The organism is Amycolatopsis vancoresmycina (assembly GCF_000716785.1).
GTDB lineage: Bacteria > Actinomycetota > Actinomycetes > Mycobacteriales > Pseudonocardiaceae > Amycolatopsis > Amycolatopsis vancoresmycina.
This window is the reverse complement of sequence record NZ_JNYY01000006.1, coordinates 26,505-42,330: the sequence shown is the minus strand read 5'-3', so window position 1 is coordinate 42,330 and position 15,826 is coordinate 26,505. Positions and strand designations below refer to the sequence as shown.

At 69.8% G+C, this 15,826-nt stretch carries 13 protein-coding genes; 3 read left to right on the top strand and 10 right to left on the bottom strand.

Translation table 11 applies throughout. The features are described from left to right. Positions 1–12: 12 nt before the first annotated feature. Genes OO60_RS15160 through OO60_RS15140 form a run of 5 tightly spaced genes read right to left on the bottom strand, consistent with a single transcriptional unit; the run spans position 13 to position 4,253 of the window. Complete coding sequence (locus OO60_RS15160) at positions 13–849, bottom strand: 5-oxoprolinase subunit C family protein (RefSeq protein WP_033261552.1); 837 nt, start codon at positions 847–849, stop codon at positions 13–15. Then, entirely contained in the window at positions 846–1,457 is a 612-nt protein-coding gene (locus tag OO60_RS15155; RefSeq protein ID WP_003070578.1) for a 5-oxoprolinase subunit B family protein, read from the bottom strand. Before OO60_RS15155 ends, OO60_RS15160 begins: the two co-directional genes overlap by 4 nt. Then, positions 1,454–2,203, bottom strand: a complete 750-nt coding sequence (locus OO60_RS15150; RefSeq protein WP_003070575.1) for a LamB/YcsF family protein — start codon at positions 2,201–2,203, stop codon at positions 1,454–1,456. Before OO60_RS15150 ends, OO60_RS15155 begins: the two co-directional genes overlap by 4 nt. Position 2,204: 1 nt before the next feature. Further along, complete coding sequence (locus OO60_RS15145) at positions 2,205–2,999, bottom strand: putative hydro-lyase (RefSeq protein WP_003070572.1); 795 nt, start codon at positions 2,997–2,999, stop codon at positions 2,205–2,207. A 9-nt stretch (positions 3,000–3,008) separates the two neighbouring features. Next, positions 3,009–4,253: an MFS transporter gene (locus OO60_RS15140; RefSeq protein ID WP_003070569.1), complete on the bottom strand. Its 1,245-nt coding sequence runs from the start codon at positions 4,251–4,253 to the stop codon at positions 3,009–3,011. Positions 4,254–4,370: 117 nt separating this feature from the next. Here OO60_RS15140 and OO60_RS15135 point away from each other — a divergent pair, with 117 nt between their 5' ends. Continuing rightward, the gene (locus OO60_RS15135) at positions 4,371–5,093 is read left to right on the top strand and encodes a GntR family transcriptional regulator (protein ID WP_033261709.1); all 723 of its coding nucleotides are present in this window, start codon (positions 4,371–4,373) and stop codon (positions 5,091–5,093) included. A gap of 219 nt (positions 5,094–5,312) precedes the next feature. Here the strand turns inward: OO60_RS15135 and OO60_RS15130 are convergent, their stop codons facing one another. The 5 genes from OO60_RS15130 to OO60_RS15110 form a co-directional block, all read right to left on the bottom strand. Further along, positions 5,313–6,668, bottom strand: coding sequence for a chitinase (locus tag OO60_RS15130; RefSeq protein ID WP_003070564.1), 1,356 nt, complete (start codon positions 6,666–6,668; stop codon positions 5,313–5,315). Beyond that, positions 6,665–8,524, bottom strand: coding sequence for a ricin-type beta-trefoil lectin domain protein (locus OO60_RS15125; RefSeq protein WP_003070561.1), 1,860 nt, complete (start codon positions 8,522–8,524; stop codon positions 6,665–6,667). The genes OO60_RS15130 and OO60_RS15125 overlap by 4 nt, the downstream gene beginning before the upstream one ends. Continuing rightward, the gene (locus tag OO60_RS48180) at positions 8,521–9,585 is read right to left on the bottom strand and encodes a glycoside hydrolase family 75 protein (protein ID WP_280513806.1); all 1,065 of its coding nucleotides are present in this window, start codon (positions 9,583–9,585) and stop codon (positions 8,521–8,523) included. The genes OO60_RS15125 and OO60_RS48180 overlap by 4 nt, the downstream gene beginning before the upstream one ends. Before the next feature lie 71 nt (positions 9,586–9,656). Further along, positions 9,657–10,868 (bottom strand): glycoside hydrolase family 16 protein, encoded by a 1,212-nt coding sequence (locus OO60_RS15115; protein WP_003070552.1) that lies wholly within the window; start codon positions 10,866–10,868, stop codon positions 9,657–9,659. A 535-nt stretch (positions 10,869–11,403) separates the two neighbouring features. Then, positions 11,404–12,639, bottom strand: a complete 1,236-nt coding sequence (locus tag OO60_RS15110) for an ROK family transcriptional regulator (RefSeq protein ID WP_003070549.1) — start codon at positions 12,637–12,639, stop codon at positions 11,404–11,406. Between the two features lie 120 nt (positions 12,640–12,759). Here OO60_RS15110 and OO60_RS15105 point away from each other — a divergent pair, with 120 nt between their 5' ends. Continuing rightward, positions 12,760–13,947, top strand: coding sequence for an ROK family transcriptional regulator (locus OO60_RS15105; RefSeq protein WP_033261551.1), 1,188 nt, complete (start codon positions 12,760–12,762; stop codon positions 13,945–13,947). Positions 13,948–14,153: 206 nt separating this feature from the next. Beyond that, on the top strand, positions 14,154–15,824 hold the full coding sequence (locus OO60_RS15100) for an ABC transporter substrate-binding protein (protein WP_033261550.1): 1,671 nt from the start codon (positions 14,154–14,156) through the stop codon (positions 15,822–15,824). The last annotated feature ends 2 nt before the right edge of the window (positions 15,825–15,826 follow it).

Below are 15,826 nucleotides of genomic sequence, written 5' to 3'. Positions count from 1 at the left end.
CCGCCTTACCACTCACGACGCGGGACGGAAGCGCACGGGCTGGCCGGGGCGCAGCTGGGCTGCGAGGTCGAGGTCGGCCTCCTCGACGACCGCGATCACCGGGTAACCGCCGGTCGTCGGGTGGTCGGCGTGGAACAGGATCGGCAGGCCCGACGGCGGGACCTGCAGCGACCCCGGCACGCACGCTTCCGACGGCAGTTCGCCGTGCCGCGCCCGGGCCAGCGCCGCGCCGGTGAACCGGATGCCGACGCGGTCCGAATCCGGCGAGACTGTGTACACAGTGGACAGCAGGTCGTCCGGCGCGCTGAACCAGTCGCGACGCGGGCCCGGCGTCACCCGCAGCACCGGTTCCGCGGGCAAAGCTGCCCGCGGGGCGAGGTCCACCACCGGAAAAGCCTGCGGGGAAGGCCCGATCGGCAGCAGCGTCCCGGCCGTCAGCGGCGGCGGGCCCAGCTTCCCGAGCGTGTCCGTCGCCCGGGAACCGAGCACCGGCGGCACGTCGATCCCGCCGCGCACCGCGACGTAGCACCGCAGTCCCGAAACCGCCGTGCCCAGCGCCAGTTCCTCGCCGGGCCGCAAGGTGATCGGCCCGTTCGGGCCGCCTTTCGAGAGTGGGCACGAAGCGCCGGTGACCGCCACCGTCGTCACTGCCGAAGCGCGCAGCACCAGCCCGCCGAGCGTGACCTCCAGCGCCGCCGCCCCTTCCGGGTTGCCGACCAGCCGGTTGGCCAGCCGGAACGACCCGCGGTCGGCGGCGCCGGAGCGGCCGACGCCGAGGGCCGCGTGGCCCGGGCGGCCGAGGTCCTGCACCGTCGTCGCGAACCCGGGCCGGACGACTTCGAGCTTCACGACCGCACCGCCTCGAACCGCACGCGCGTGCCCGGGGGCAGCAGGTTCGGCGGGTCGCGCTCGACGTCCCACACCGGTGCGTCCGTCCGGCCCAGCAGCCGCCAGCCGCCCGGCGACGCGCTCGGGTAGACCGCGCTGTACTCGCCCGCGATCGCCACCGAGCCCGCCGGGATCCGGGTCCGCGGCGACGACCGGCGCGCCACGTGCAGCACCGGGTCCGACCCCGCCAGGTACGCGAACCCCGGCGCGAAGCCGCAGAACGCCGAGACGTACGCACCCGCGGTGTGCCGCGAGACCAGCGAATCGACGCTCAGCCCCGTCTCCGCGGCGACGTCGGCCAGGTCTTCGCCGTCGTACACCACCGGGATCACCACCTCGCCCGCGTCCGCCACCGCACTGTCCACAGGGGACACCCGGCGCAGTACCTCGCCCAGCCGGCCGGCGTCGGTCACCGACGGGTCGAAGCGGACCAGCAGCGTCCGGGCCGCCGGGACCAGCTCTTCGACGCCGTCCGGCAGCGACTGCGTCAAAGCCGCCTGGAACCCCAGCACGTCGGCGGTCTCCACCAGCACCGCGCGCCGCCCGCACGGCAGCAGCCGGACGGTCATCCGGTGAACGCGCCGAGCTGGATGCCCGCCCCGGTCAGTGCCGCCTCGATCCGCCGGGCCAGCTCGACCGCGCCCGGCGTGTCCCCGTGCACGCACAGGGAGTCCGGGCGGACGTCGAGCTTGGTGCCGTCCTCCGTCACGACGCCGCCGGTCGCCATGCCGACCGCGCGCTCGGCGACCACGTCGGCGTCGTGGATGACCGCGCCCGGCTGCTTGCGCGACACGAGCTTGCCGTCCGCGGTGTAGGCGCGGTCCGCGAACGCCTCCGCGTACGCCACCACGCCCGCCGCCTCGGCCTGCCGCTGCATCTCCGAGTTCGGCAGGCAGAGCAGCGCCAGCGCCGGGTCGTACCGGCGCAGGCCGTCGACGATCGCCGCGGCCTGCTCGGCGTCCACCGCGGCGGTGTTGTACAGCGCGCCGTGCGGCTTCACGTACGTCACGCGGCTGCCCGCCGCGCGGGCGAACGCGTCGAGCGCGCCGATCTGGTAGAGCACCTCGTCCGCCAGGTCGTCCGGGGCGATGTCGAGCGCGCGCCTGCCGAACCCGGCCAGGTCGTGGTAGCCGACGTGCGCCCCGATCGCGACGCCGCGCTCGGCTGCCAGTCCGCACACCCGCCGCATCACCGACGGGTCGCCCGCGTGGAACCCGCACGCGATGTTCGCGCTGGTCACGATGTCGAGCATGGCTTCGTCGTCGCCCATCTTCCAGGCGCCGAAGCCTTCGCCGAGGTCGCTGTTCAGATCCATTTCAGCCCACCCGGTATTCGCTGTCGTACCGATCGGTGATGAACATGTACCCCGGCGCGTGCGTGATCGCAAAGGGAGGCCGCGACGCCATCAGCGCCGCCTGCGGCGTGACCCCGCAGGCCCAGAACACCGGGACGTCGCCCGGCTCCGCGTCCACCGGATCGCCGAAGTCCGGCCGGGCCAGGTCGGCGATGCCCAGCGCGCGCGGGTCGCCGACGTGCACCGGGCCGCCGTGCACGGCGGGCATCGCCCGGGTGATCCGGACGGCGTCGTCGACGCGGTCCTCCGGGATCTGCCGCATCGACACGACCATCGGCCCGAAGAGCCGCCCGGCGGGCTCGCACTGCCGGTTCGTCACGTACATCGCGACGTTGCGCCCCTGGTCGACGTGCCGCAGCGGAATGCCCTCGGCGGCCAAAGCCGTCTCGAACGTGAAGCTGCAGCCGATGGAGAAGGCGACCATGTCGCTGCGCCACAGGCCGGTCGCGTCGGACACCTCGCCGGCCAGCACGCCGTTCTGCCAGATCCGGTAGCGCGGCAGGTCGGTGCGCAGGTCCGCGCCCTCGGCCAGCCGGGTGGCCGGGTCACCGGGGTCGGTGACGTCGAGCAGCGGGCACGGCTGCGGGTTGCGGGTGCAGAACAGCAGGACGTCGTAGGCCCAGTCCTCGGGCACGGCGATCAGGTTGGTCTGGGTGAAGCCGCCGGCCCAGCCGGTGGTGGGGTGGGCGGTGCCGGTGCGGAACGCCGCTCGCGCCTGCGCGGGCGTGTACGTGGCCGGCTCGTCGAAGGTCGTCATCGCGCCCCCTCAGTCCACGAGTTCGATGCCGCGGGTCTCCGGCAGGCCGAGCAGGGCCAGCACCGCGATGCCGTACCCGATCGCGCCGAACACGATCGCGCCGCCCGCGCCGAGGAAGCCCACGACGGTCGGGAAGATCGCGCCGACCGCACGGCCGAAGTTGTACGTGAAGCCCTGCCCGGTGCCGCGCAGCGCGGTCGGGTACAGCTCGGCGAGGAAGGCGCCGAAGCCGCTGAAGATCGCGGACATCGAGAAGCCGAGCGGGAAGCCGAGCACCAGCACGAGCCCGTTGGCGCCCTTGGGGATCTGGGTGTACGCGACGATCAGCGCGGCCGAGAGCAGCGCGAACGTCAGGAACGTCTTCTTGCGGCCCAGCAGGTCGGTCAGGTAGCCGCCGCAGACGTACCCGACGAAGGCGCCGGTGATGAGGAACGCGAGGTAGCCGCCGGTTCCGATCACGGTCAGCTCGCGCGTCTTCTTCAGGTACGACGGCAGCCACGTCGAGATCGTGTAGTACCCGCCCTGGACGCCGGTGGCCAGCAGCGCGGCGAAGAACGTCGTGCGCAGGAGGTCGGCCTTGAAGATCTTGCCCAGCGTGCCCTTCGGGCGTTCGGCCTTCAGGCGTTCTTCGGCGCGCGGTGCGTCCTGGACGCTCTTGCGGACCCACAGCACGAGCAGCGCCGGGATGATGCCGGTCCAGAACATGATCCGCCAGGCCACGTCGTCGCTCGCCACGCTGAAGACGACGGTGTAGACGATCACCGACAGGCCCCAGCCGACCGCCCACGCGCTCTGCACGAACGCCACCGTCCGGCCGCGGTACTTGGCCTGCGAGTACTCGGCGACCAGCGCGGCGCCGGCCGCCCACTCGCCGCCGAAGCCGAGGCCCTGCAGCGCGCGGAAGACCAGCAGCGTCTCGAAGTTGGGCGCGAAGCCGCAGAGCACGGTGAAGATCGTGTACATCGCGATGGTGATCTGGAGGGTGCGGACGCGGCCGATCCGGTCGGCCAGCATGCCGGCCCCGACCCCGCCGACGGCCGACACGACCAGCGTCGTCGTGCCGAGCAGCCCGGCCTCACCGCTCGAAATGCCGAAGTACGCGGTGATCGCGGCCAGGCCGAGCGGCAGGGTCTGGTAGTCGAACGAGTCCAGGCCGTACCCGCCGAACGCGCCGGCGAAGGCGCGGCGTCCCCGTTTCCCCAGCGTGCGGAACCAGTCGAACGGCCGGGCCTCGGTTGCGGTAGTGGCAGTCATGGGGCACCTCCTGGCCAGTGTCTCTCATCGTGGCGTGCCTCACACGGTAGAGATTGTTGAACAATTCCACAAGACGGCAATTACATCGTCCTCAGTGTGACGGGTACCATCGCCGTCGTGGTCATCGAAGACAGCGGCGCCGCCGGCCTCGAAGCCGATCGCGGCCTGGTCACGCGCAAGAGCACGGCCGAGCGCGTCGCCGGCGTGCTCCGCAAGCGCATCGCGGAGGGCTTCTTCCTGCCCGGCGGCCGGCTGTCGGAGCAGGACATCGGCAACGCGCTCGGCGTCTCCCGCAACACCCTGCGCGAGGCGTTCCGGCTGCTCACGCACGAGCGGCTGCTGGCCCACGAGCTCAACCGCGGGGTCTTCGTCCGGATCCCGAGCGTCGAGGACGTCGTCGACATCTACCGCGTGCGCAAGATCATCGAGTGCGCGGCGGTCCGCGGGGTGACGGCGAAGCCGGCGTCCTTCGCACGGATCAAGGAGAAGGTCGACATCGGCGACGAGGCCGCGCGCACCGGCAACTGGAAGGACCTCGGCACCGCGAACGTCTGGTTCCACCAGGAGCTGGCCGCGCTGTCGGGCAGCGAACGGGTGAACGAGCTGGTCGGGCGGCTGACCGCCGAGCTGCGGCTGGTGTTCCACATCATGGCCGAGCCGCGGCGGTTCCACGAGCGCTACCTGCCGCGCAACCACGAGATCCTCGACCGCATCGAGGCCGGCGACGGCCCGGGTGCGGAGGAGCTGCTGATGAAGTACCTCGAAGACGCGGAGGAGCAGCTGGTCGGCGCGTACGCCGACCGTGCGGAAGCGGCCCGCGCGGCGGTCGCGGCCGAGTGACGGGGTGTTTCGGGCAGGCTTGACGGCCGGACGGCCCGAGCACGAGCCGGACGCGACATCCGGTCGTTAACCTCGGGAGCGGTTCCGCCGCCGGAGACCCCCAGCGGCCGGCGGGGCCCCTCGCTGCCGGGTCGCCGCTTCCCCAGAGCGCCGCGGCCCGGCAGCCCAGCACGCGCGAAGGCCCGGCCGGGGTTCCGGCCGGGCCTTCGTGGTGCCGGGTCAGCCGGCGTAGCGGGCGAAGATCCTCGTGAAGTCCCACGCCTGCTGGGAAACGCCCGAACAGGTGTCGTTGTTCGGGTAGCCGCCCGGGCAGGGGCGGTCGCGGTTCGCCGACCAGAACGTCAGCCGGGCCAGGTGGTGCGCGTTCGCGTAGCCCAGGATCGTGGTGAAGTCGGCGAGGGTGACCGTCTCGCTGTTGTCGGTGATGCCGTTCATCGACGAGATGCCCATGTGCCGGTAGGCCGTGTCGTCGTCATAGCCGTATGCACTCTTGACGACGTTCTTGAGCCCCTCGGCCGCCCGCTGTGTCAGCGTGCCCATGTTCTGGCCGGCGCCGCCGAAGTCGAACGGCATGATGACCCAGCCGTCGACCGTGAGCCCGGCCTGGGCGGCCCGGTTGACCAGGCTGCTGTCCGGTCCGGACTGGCCGGTGCCGAAGGTGACGTACAGCTTGATGCCCGGGTTGTTCGCCCGGACCGTCTTCAGCGCGTCGACCGTGCGCTGTTGCACCGTGGGATTGCTGTAGGCGTCGGCCTCGATGTCGATGTCGATCGCCTTGAGGCCGTAGGCACTGATCACCTTCTGGTAGGCCGCCGCCAGCTCGCCCGCGCTGCCGCACGACGACTCCAGCTTGTTGCCGGAGTAGCCGCCGAAGGACGGGATGACGTCGCCGCCGTTGGCCCGCACGGTGTTGATCGTGCCCTGGTCGACGCCGCCGGTCAGCGCGCGGCCGCCGTCCCACTGCGGGTTGCAGTAGCCGTTGGACAGCACGAACGCCAGCGTGAACCACTTGACGCCGGTGGCGCTCATGATCGTCGCCGGGTTCGGCGGGTCGCCCCAGCCGTTGTAGAGGTAGGGCGCCACGGCCATTGCGCCGGGGCCGGGCGGTGTCGTGTTCCCGCTCGGCAGCGTCCACTGCTGGTTGGCCGTGCTCGCGCACGTCCAGATCTGCAGCCGCGTCCCGTTGGCGCTGGAGTTGCCGGTGGCGTCGAGGCACTTGCCCGAGCCGGTGTTGACCAGGTTCTTCGCGGCGTTCGCCGTCCACTTCTGGGCGGTGGAACCGTTGCAGTCCCAGAGCTGGATGGTGGTGCCGTTCGCGGTGCCCGCACTCGTGACGTCGAGGCACTTGCCCAGTGCCTGCAGGGAACCGTCGCTGCCGACTGTCCACTGTTGAGCGTTCGTGCCGTTGCAGTCGTAGAGCTGGACGGCTGTTCCGTTGGCGGTGCTCGCGGCGGCGACGTCGACGCACTTGCCGCCGATGCCGGTGATCGGGCCCGTCGCCGCCTGTGCGACACCCGGGGCGAGCACCAGCGCCGAGGCGGCTGCGAGCGCACCCAGAGCTGCTGTCATCTTCATGCGGGCACGTTCCACTTCTGGTTGGCGGCCCCGGTGCACGTCCAGATCTGCAACCGGGTGCCGTTGGCGCTGGAGTTGCCTGTCGCGTCGACGCACTTGTTCGACCCCGCGCCGACGATGTCCTTGGCCGCGGTGGCGGCCCACCGCTGGTTCGCCGTGCCGCCGCAGTCCCAGAGCTGGAGCTGGGCTCCGTCCGCTGTGGACTGTCCGGTGACGTCGAGGCACTTGCCGAGCGCCTTCAGCGTTCCGTCGCTGCCGACCGTCCACTGCTGGGCGCCAGAGCCGTTGCAGTCGTAGAGCTGGACCGCGGTGCCGTTGGCGTTGCTCGCGCCCGCGACGTCGATGCACTTGCCGCCGAGGCCGGTGATCGGCCCGGTCTTGCCGGTGCCACCGCCGTTGCCCTGGGTGCCGTTCCAGGTGAACGTCGCCGACGTGCGGCCGGGCAGGGTGTAGGTGAACGACGAGTTGCCCCAGTTCACCCGCACGCTCTGGTTGCCCGTGCCGGAGTTGTACGCGATGAGCGCCTTCGAACCGTCCGGGTTCTTCCAGGCGACGTTGCGCACGGCCGAGCTGTCGTTCGAGTCGATCCGGTAGGCGCCCGGCTTCACGAACTTCGTCAGGTGGCCCATCGTGTAGTACTCGACGGTGTAGTCGACCTGCCCGCTGCGCGAGTCTCCGTTGTGGACGGTGATCAAGCCGGTGCAGGTGCCGCAGCCGCCGTTGTGCGGGCCCATGTTCTGGTCGACGGCGAGGCTCCACTTGGTCACGCTCTTCGACCAGTTGCGCGTGTAGTCGACGATGTTGTTCATGTCCTCGGCCTGCTGGTTCGAGATCCAGGTGCCGCCGGAGTGTTCGGTCGAGTAAGCGTTGACGTTCGGGTACTGGTTGTGGACGGTCGTCTGCTGCGCGATGTCACCGCCGTAGCCGTGCCACGCCACGCCGCCGAAGTTCGGGTGGTTGCGGATCGCGGCGTCGTCCATGGTGGGGGCGCCGTAGGAGGCGTAGGTGTCCCAGTTCCAGTCGAGCGCGAGGACCTTTGTGGACAGACCGGCACCCTGCAGCGCAGGCAGGAGGTTGTTCTTCGCGAAGTACGCCAAGCCGGCGCCGTTCCAGTTGGTCGACGGGTAGCTCGAGCAGCACGTCGGCTCGTTCTGCATCGAGACGTAGTCGACCGGCACGCCCGCGTCCCGGTAGGCCTGGAGGTACTTGACGAAGTACTGCGCGTAAGCCGGGTAGTACTGCGACTCGACCCAGCCGAGCAGGTAGCTGTCGTTGTCCTTCATCCACGGCGGCGCGCTCCACGGCGACGCCATCACCTTGACCTGCGGGTTGAGCTGCCTGGCCTGCTTGGTCAGCGGCAGCACGTCGGCCTGGTCGTGGGCGATCGAGAAGTGCGTCAGGTTCGGGTCGGTCTGGCCGGCGGGCATGTCGTCGAAGGTGTAGCTGTAGCGGGCCAGGTCGGACGCGCCGAGCGGGTTGCGGATGAAGCTCAGCCCGATGCCGTTGGTCGGGTCGAACAGCTTCCGCATGGTGTCGTCGCGAGTGGACTGGGACAGCGCGCCGCTGGAGTTCATCAGCCAGGCCGCGGTGTCCGTGAAGGACGCGCCGCCGCCTTCGAACTGCTGGTAGGTGGTGTTTTCGTTGACGTTGATGGTCACGCCACCGGTGCCGGTGCCCGAGGCGAAGGTGACCGGCGTCTGCTGCTGTAGACCGCGGGTGACCGTCCGGCCGCCGGCGTCGCTGGTGGTGGTGAGCCAGACGTTGACCGTCTCGCCCGCGGCCTGCGCGGGTACGGCGAAGGTGGCCGCGGTGAGCGCTGCGGCGGCTGTCGCCGCGAGGAGAGAACGCTTTCTCATGGCAGAGTCCACTTCTGGTTCGTGCCGGACCCGCAGGTCCAGATCTGGAGCCGGGTGCCGTTGGCGCTGGAGTTGCCGGTGGCGTCGAGGCACTTGCCCGAGCCGGCGTTCACGAGGCTCTTCGCCGCGTTGGCCGTCCACTTCTGGGCGCTGCTGCCGTTGCAGTCCCAGAGCTGGATGGGCGTGCCGTTCGCGGTGCCCGCGCTGGTGACGTCGAGACACTTGCCCAGCGCCTTCAGGGATCCGTCGCTGCCGGCCGTCCACTGCTGGGCGTTGGTGCCGTTGCAGTCGTAGAGCTGCACGGCGGTGCCGTTGGCGTTGTTGGCGCCGGCGACGTCGACGCACCTGCCGCCGATGCCGGTGATCGACCCCGCGTTCTGCGTCGGCGGCGGTGTCGTGCCTCCCGCGAACTGCGTCGCGACCTGCTCGCCGAAGCTGACCGCGTTGGCGTGGTTCTCGATCGGGTTCACGTGCGTGTTCGGGAACACGATGTACGTCACCGGACCCTCGGTGCCACCGTTCTTCGGGTCGGGGTTGATGCCGAGACTGGCGGCGGTGGCGTAGGACGCCTCGCCGATGATGCTCGTCGGCCCGGTGTCGCCGACCACGGCGTAGGTGACCTGGTTGTTGTAGATCACCGCCACGACCGAGCCGCCGTCGATGCCGTAGTTGCGGTAGTCCCAGGTGGACGTCGGCTGCGGCAGGACGATGTACGGCAGCTGCGCCGCGTTGAGGGGCTGGTCGGTCGAAGTGTGGAACGCGGTGTCGGGGTAGAAGCAGCAGTCGGTGTTCTCGTTGCACTGCGTGGTGCGGACGCCGTCGCAGTCGACGTCCATGTCGGCGGTGAAGAACACCGCGCCGTTCGCCTGGCAGACGGGCACAGTTGCCGCGCCGCCTTCGTCGAAGGAATACCTTCCGTTCGAGATCTGTTGGCAGGACTGGGTTTTGGCGAGCAGCTGGCTCGCGGACGGACCCGCCTCGACCGCCGCCTGGGCGGAGCCGGTGGTGAGTGACAGCGCTAACAGGGCACACCCCATCAGCGCGACGACAATTCGCCGCACGGGAATCTCCTTGTGAGGTCGTGAGTGGTAAGGCGAGTTAGAACTCGCCTTACCACTCACGAGGGTGTGGGTCAGGGCGTGGTCCACTTCTGGTTCGCGCCGCCGGTGCAGGTCCAGATCTGCAGGCGGGTGCCGTTCGCGCTGGAGTTGCCGGTCGCGTCGAGGCACTTGTTCGCGTTGGGGTTCACGATGTCCTTCGCGCCGGTCACCACCCATTGCTGTGCCCCGGTTCCGTTGCAGTCGTAGAGCTGCACCGGTGTGCCGTCCGCGGTGCCCGCGGCGTTCACGTCCAGGCACTTGCCGAGGGCGCGGATCGTGCCGTCGGTGCCGACGGTCCAGCTCTGCGCGGCGTTGCCGTTGCAGTCGGTGATCTGGATCGGCGTGCCGTTGGCGCTGTTCGCGCCGGCGACGTCCACGCACTTGCCGCCGATGCCGGTGATGGTCCCGGTCCGGCCGCCGCCCTGGCTCGAGGAGTTCGTCACGTGCACGTAGTCGACGACCAGCTGCTGCGGGAACTGCGTGCTGCTGTTGGGATCGCCGGGCCAGTACCCGCCGACGGCGAGGTTGAGGATGACGAAGAAGTTGTGGTCGTACACCCAGCGGTTGCCGTTGAGGTCCGCCGGCGTGCGCGTCTGGTACAGGTTGCCGTCGACGTACCACTTGATCTGGTTGGGCGCCCAGTCGATGGCGTAGGTGTGGAAGTCGTCGGAGAAGTTCGGGCCGTTGTAGGCCGCGCCGATACCGCCGGAGCCGGAGTAGCCGGGGCCGTGGATGGTGCCGTGCACGGTGTTCGGCTCGAACCCGACGTTCTCCATGATGTCGATTTCGCCGTCGGTCGGCCAGTTCCCGCCGCCGAGCATCCAGAACGCGGGCCACATGCCCTGCCCGCGCGGGAGTTTCATGCGCGTCTCGAAGTGGCCGTAGGCCTGGCTGAACTTGCCGGCGGTGTTCATCCGGGCCGAGGTGTACTCGCAGCGGCCGTACCAGCAGTTGTAGTTGCCGGGGTTTTCCTTCTTGGCCGTGATGACGAGGTGGCCCTGGCCGTCGAGCTGGGCGTTGTTGGTGCCGGAGGTGTAGTACTGCCGCTCGTGGTTGTTGACGTTGTCGCCGGTTTCGAGCTGCCACTTCGACCCGTCGACGGCGGCGCCCGCGGGGCCGTTGAAGTCGTCGGTGAAGGTGGCCGCGGCGGCGGCTTCCGTCGTCGTGAGGACCTGCTGCCCGAGGACGAGCAGCGCGCAGGCGGCGAAGAGTGCCGCCCAGCGGGATTTCCTGGAGGTGGACATCGTTGTCGCCTCTCTCACCGTGGGGACCGGCGTTCCGCGCGCAGCACGGAACGCGGGGGAGGGGAGGTGGCCGCGCGTGCCGGGGCGGCGGCAGGCGTGACCGTGCGTGTGCTCGCCGGGGCCCGCGCGGCGGGGCGCGGGTGGCGGCGTGGTGCCTTTGTTGTGCTTGGCAACAAAGTATGCATGGTCCAGACAAGCCGGGCAACACTCGGGTGGGTCATTTTTTTCAACCCGAATTAAGGGTTGGTGATGACGGTGTGGGTGGTTCCCGGTCAGTGGGGCACTCCGGTCCTCTCCTGGACCGGTACCTCTGGCTTTGCGTTCCTCCGGCACCCCGAAGCCGGCATTGTGACTACGGCCGGCGGTGCCGCGTCAAGGCGGGAAAGCGTGCCTTGACCCGGCACCGCCGGCCGTGTTCTGGCTTCGGATCGGGGTGCCCGGGGAGGTCTGGGTTCTCGTCGGGGGCCTGTTTGCTTGACCGCTGCTCGTTGGGTGGTCGGTGGTGGGGCGGCTGCGCCGCGGCTTGCGCCGCTGTCTACGCCGCGTCGGAGTCCGGGGCTCCCGGCTTTGCGATTCTCGACGTTGCTCCCTGCTCCAGCAGGTCCGCCACCGGCAGCGTTGCCGCTCCGGTTGCCACCGCGTCCAGCCCTAGGGACCCCAGCTGGATCGATGTCTGGCTGAACGGGTGCCGCAGTGCGTGCTTGCCCGCCGCCTCGCGGATTCGGGGTAGGAGCTGCTCGCCCAAAGCCAGGCCTGCCCAGCCGCCGATCACTATGCGCTCCGGGTTGAACAAATTGATCAAGTTTGCGATGCCTGCGCCCAGGTAGCCCGCCGTTTCGTCGAGGACTCGGGCCGCCGTCTTCGATTTCGGGGCCGATGACAACAGGGCCGCGAACTGGGCCTGCTCGTCCTCGCCCGGGATGTCCTTGCCGCGTGCTCGGCGGTACCGCGCCAGGACCGCGCCCGCGCCGATGTACGCCTCCAGGCACCCCCGTGAGCCGCAGCGGCACTCCTGGCCGCCGTACGCGATCGTCGTGTGGCCCCACTCGCCCGCGCTGCTCGTCGACCCTCGGTACGTCGTTCCGTCCGTCACCACCGCCGCTCCGACGCCCGAGCCGAGCAGCGCTATCACCGCGTGGCGGGCTCCGCGGCCGGCGCCGAACCACATCTCCGCCTGGCCCTGCGTCTTCGCGCCGTTGTCGATGAACAGCGGCAACCCGATGCCGGCCTCGCGCAGCAGTGCCGCGAACGGGACCCCGTCCCAGCCGACCGTCGGTGCGTGGACCAGCACCCTGGACCCCTGCTCGACCGTGCCCGGCACGCCGATGCCGACGCCGAGCACGGCCGGTTCGTCGATGCCCGCGCCGGTGAACACCTCGCGCAGGCCCGATGTCACCTGCTCGACCGCCGTTGCCGGGTCGGGGGCCTTCGGGAGGGGGTGCTCGACCGTCGCCAGGCGGTTCATCGCCAGGTCGAACAGCTCGACCTTGACCCCCGTCTCGCCGATGTCCACGCCTGCGACGTGCCCGTACGCCGGGTCGACGCGCAGGAGCACGCGCGGGCGGCCGCCGTCCGACTCGACTTGGCCGGCTTCGGTGATCAGGCGTTCTTCGCCCAGTTCGGCGGTCACGTTGCTCACCGTGGCGGCACTCAATCCGGTGAGCTGGCTGAGTTCGTGCCTCGACAGCGGGCCGTCGAAGTACAGTTTCGACAGCAGCAGGGATCGGTTGTGCCGCCGCAGATCACGGACGGTGGTGCGCTTGCTCGCCATGGGCAACCCATCTAACTTCTTACCGGCTCACTGACAGGATGCCTGATCACCGTAAGTTGTGGCTATGTATTAAGTACTGAACTAAGGCTCGAACTGGGTGTGTCTGGCAGAATCCTCCCGGTGACCCAGGTGGTGCGCCAGACGACCCGTGACCTCAGGCGGCACAACCGCGCGGCACTGCTCTCCTCGCTCTACCTCCGCGGTCCCGTCAGCAGACTGGAACTGGTAGCTGAATCGGGACTTTCGGCCGCCACCGTTACCAACGTCGTCTCCGAACTCATCGCCGACGGCGTCGTGGCCGAGGCCGGATCGGTCGAATCGGACGGCGGGCGCCCCCGGACGCTGCTGGCCGTCCGGCCGGACTTCGGGCACGTCGTGGGGGTGGACGTCAGCGAGACGCACGTCGAGGTGGGCCTGTTCGACTGCGCGCTCGGCACCCTCGGGACCGTGCGCCACCCGCTCGTCGGCACCCGGCTCGACCCGGACGAAGTGGCCGGCCTGGTGCGCACGGGCGTCGCCGAGGTGCTCGAGGGCGGCGATCCGGCCGCGGTGTTCGGCGTCGGCATCGGCGTGCCGGGCGCGGTCCGCGACGGCGGGATCGTGCACGCGCCGACCCTCGGCTGGCGGGGTGTGGACTTCGCCGAGCTGATCCACCCGCACATCCAGGCGCCGCTGCACCTGGACAACCGCGCCCGGACGCTCGGCCAGGCCGAGACCTGGCGCGGGGCCGGCCGCGGGGCCGAACGCGCCATCGTCGCCCTGCTCGGCGTCGGGGTCGGGGCCGCCGTCGCGACGGCCGGGCGCTCGCACCCGGGCATCACGACCAGCGAGTGGGGCCACACCGTCGTCAAGGCGGCCGGGGCGGCGTGCCGGTGCGGCTCGCACGGCTGCCTGGAGGCCTACGTCGGCACCGAGGCGATCGTTCGGCACTACGCCGCCCGCGTCGGCAAGGAACCGGTCATCGGGGACGAAAGCGACGGCGAACTGGCCCGGATCGTCGAGGAAGCCCGGGGCGGCGGCCCCGCCGCCGACGTGCTCGCCGAGACCGGCGAGTACCTGGGCATCGGCATCGCCAACCTGATCAACCTGCTCAGCCCCGATCGGGTGGTGCTTTCCGGCTCGGCCGGGGCGATCATGGGGCAGGCGATCCTCCCCGCGGTCCGGGACGCGGTGGGCAGGCACGCCCTGGACTACCTGGCGGAGCGCACCGAGGTCGTCCTGGGCCGGCTCGGGCCCGAGGCGGTCGCGCTCGGCGCCGCGACCCTGCCGATCGCCCAGCTGCTGGCGAACGGTGGCCGCGTCGGCTGAAACCCTTGCGTCGCAAGGAGTAGTTCGATCAACAGGTACAGACCGCCAGTTCTTTCAGTACTTAAACTTAGGCACAAAAAGTTACCGCCGTGTTATTGACGTGACCCGAGTCACCCGGGTTGACTTCGGGACGTCGTTCGGTCGCCGGCGGTCGGGGCTCGCTACCAGTCGACAGCAAGCAAGTCGTCGATGACCAGGAGGAACCGATGCGAGTCAAGCGCTCCATCGTTGCAGCGCTCATAGCCGTCACCGCGCTGAGCGGGCTCACGGCGTGCTCCGGCGGGAGTTCCAACGCCGCCCAGAGCAACCCGGACGCCGTGCTCAACGTCGGCAAGCCGGACGGCCCGCAGGCGGAGAACAACAACCCGTTCCTGGAGACCTCCGCCCTGTCGAACATGGGCTACCGGTGGATGATCTACGAGCCCCTCGTCATGCTCAACCGCGTCAAGCCGCAGGAGCCGGGCAAGCCGTGGCTGGCCACCAAGTGGGACTGGTCGGACAACTACAAGAAGCTCGTCCTGACCGTCCGTGACGGCGTCAAGTTCTCCGACGGCCAGCCGATGACCGCCGAGGACGTCGCCTACACCTTCCAGCTGCTGCGCGACAACAAGGCGCTGAACGTCGACGCCGTGCCGTACAAGGACATCACCGCGGCCGGCAACCAGGTCACCCTGGCCTTCGACAACTCGCAGTTCGTCAACCAGGTCAAGATCCTCCAGACGCTCGTCGTGCCGAAGCACGTCTGGAAGGACGTCAAGAACCCGGCGCTCGACCTCGTGAAGAACCCGATCGGCACCGGGCCGTACACGCTCAAGTCGGCCACCCCGCAGACGATGATCGTCGTGCGGCGCGACAGCGGGTACTGGCAGGAAGCGCCGAAGGTCAAGGAGATCCGCTACACCTCCTACACCGACAACAACGCGCAGGTCAGCGCGCTGGTCAACGGGGCTGCCGAGTGGAGCTTCGTGTTCATCCCGAACTACAAGGCTGTCTACACCAACAAGGACCCGCAGCACTACAAGCTGTGGTTCCCCGCGCAGCTGGCCGTCCACGGCCTGTGGTTCAACACCGAGAAGGCGCCCTGGAACGACGCGAAGCTGCGCCAGGCGATCAACAAGGTGATCAACCGCGACGACATCTTCAACCAGGGTGAGGCCGGCTACTTCTACCCGAAGAACGATCAGGTCACCGGCATCCCGACCCCCGCGGGCGACCCGTTCATCGCGCCGCAGTACAAGGGCCAGTCGGTCCAGGTCGACGTCCCGGGCGCGAAGGCGCTGCTGACCGGCGCCGGCTACAAGTTCAACGGCGACAAGCTGGCCGACCCGAGCGGCAAGCCGGTCACCATCAAGCTCACCGTCCCGTCCGGCTGGTCGGACTACATCACCGACCTGGAGATCATCAAGGACAACCTGGCGCAGATCGGCATCACCGCCACGGTCGACAAGATGAACCAGGACGCCTGGATGAAGTCGGTCGACACCGGTGACTTCGAGGGCCTGATGCACTGGACCAACGACGGGTCGACGCCGTACGACATGTACCGCGACGTCATGGACGGCAACCGCTACAAGCCGACCGGCCAGGGCGGCATCAACGGCAACTACGGCCGCTACAAGAACGACGAGGCGACCAAGGCGCTGGAGACCTACGCGAACGCCGAGGACGACGCCGCCCGCACCGCGGCGATGGCGACGCTGCAGAAGATCATGATCGAGCAGCAGCCGATGATCCCGACGTCGGCGGCCAACTCCGGCGGCGAGTACAGCACGAAGAACTGGGTCGGCTGGCCGGACGACGCCAACCCGTACGCGCCGGCCCAGCCGACGCTGCGCAACGCGCTCGACATCGTCCTGCACCTCAAGCCCGCGGCCTGACG

Excerpts from the sequence above, each read along its gene's own strand:
- OO60_RS15115 (WP_003070552.1), bottom strand. The coding sequence starts at position 10,868 with ATGTCCACCTCCAGGAAATCCCGCTGGGCGGCACTCTTCGCCGCCTGC.
- OO60_RS15110 (WP_003070549.1), bottom strand. The coding sequence starts at position 12,639 with ATGGCGAGCAAGCGCACCACCGTCCGTGATCTGCGGCGGCACAACCGA.
- OO60_RS15150 (WP_003070575.1), bottom strand. The coding sequence starts at position 2,203 with ATGGATCTGAACAGCGACCTCGGCGAAGGCTTCGGCGCCTGGAAGATG.
- OO60_RS15145 (WP_003070572.1), bottom strand. The coding sequence starts at position 2,999 with ATGACGACCTTCGACGAGCCGGCCACGTACACGCCCGCGCAGGCGCGA.
- OO60_RS15155 (WP_003070578.1), bottom strand. The coding sequence starts at position 1,457 with ATGACCGTCCGGCTGCTGCCGTGCGGGCGGCGCGCGGTGCTGGTGGAG.
- OO60_RS15140 (WP_003070569.1), bottom strand. The coding sequence starts at position 4,253 with ATGACTGCCACTACCGCAACCGAGGCCCGGCCGTTCGACTGGTTCCGC.
- OO60_RS15125 (WP_003070561.1), bottom strand. The coding sequence starts at position 8,524 with ATGAGAAAGCGTTCTCTCCTCGCGGCGACAGCCGCCGCAGCGCTCACC.
- OO60_RS15100 (WP_033261550.1), top strand. The coding sequence starts at position 14,154 with ATGCGAGTCAAGCGCTCCATCGTTGCAGCGCTCATAGCCGTCACCGCG.
- OO60_RS15130 (WP_003070564.1), bottom strand. The coding sequence starts at position 6,668 with ATGAAGATGACAGCAGCTCTGGGTGCGCTCGCAGCCGCCTCGGCGCTG.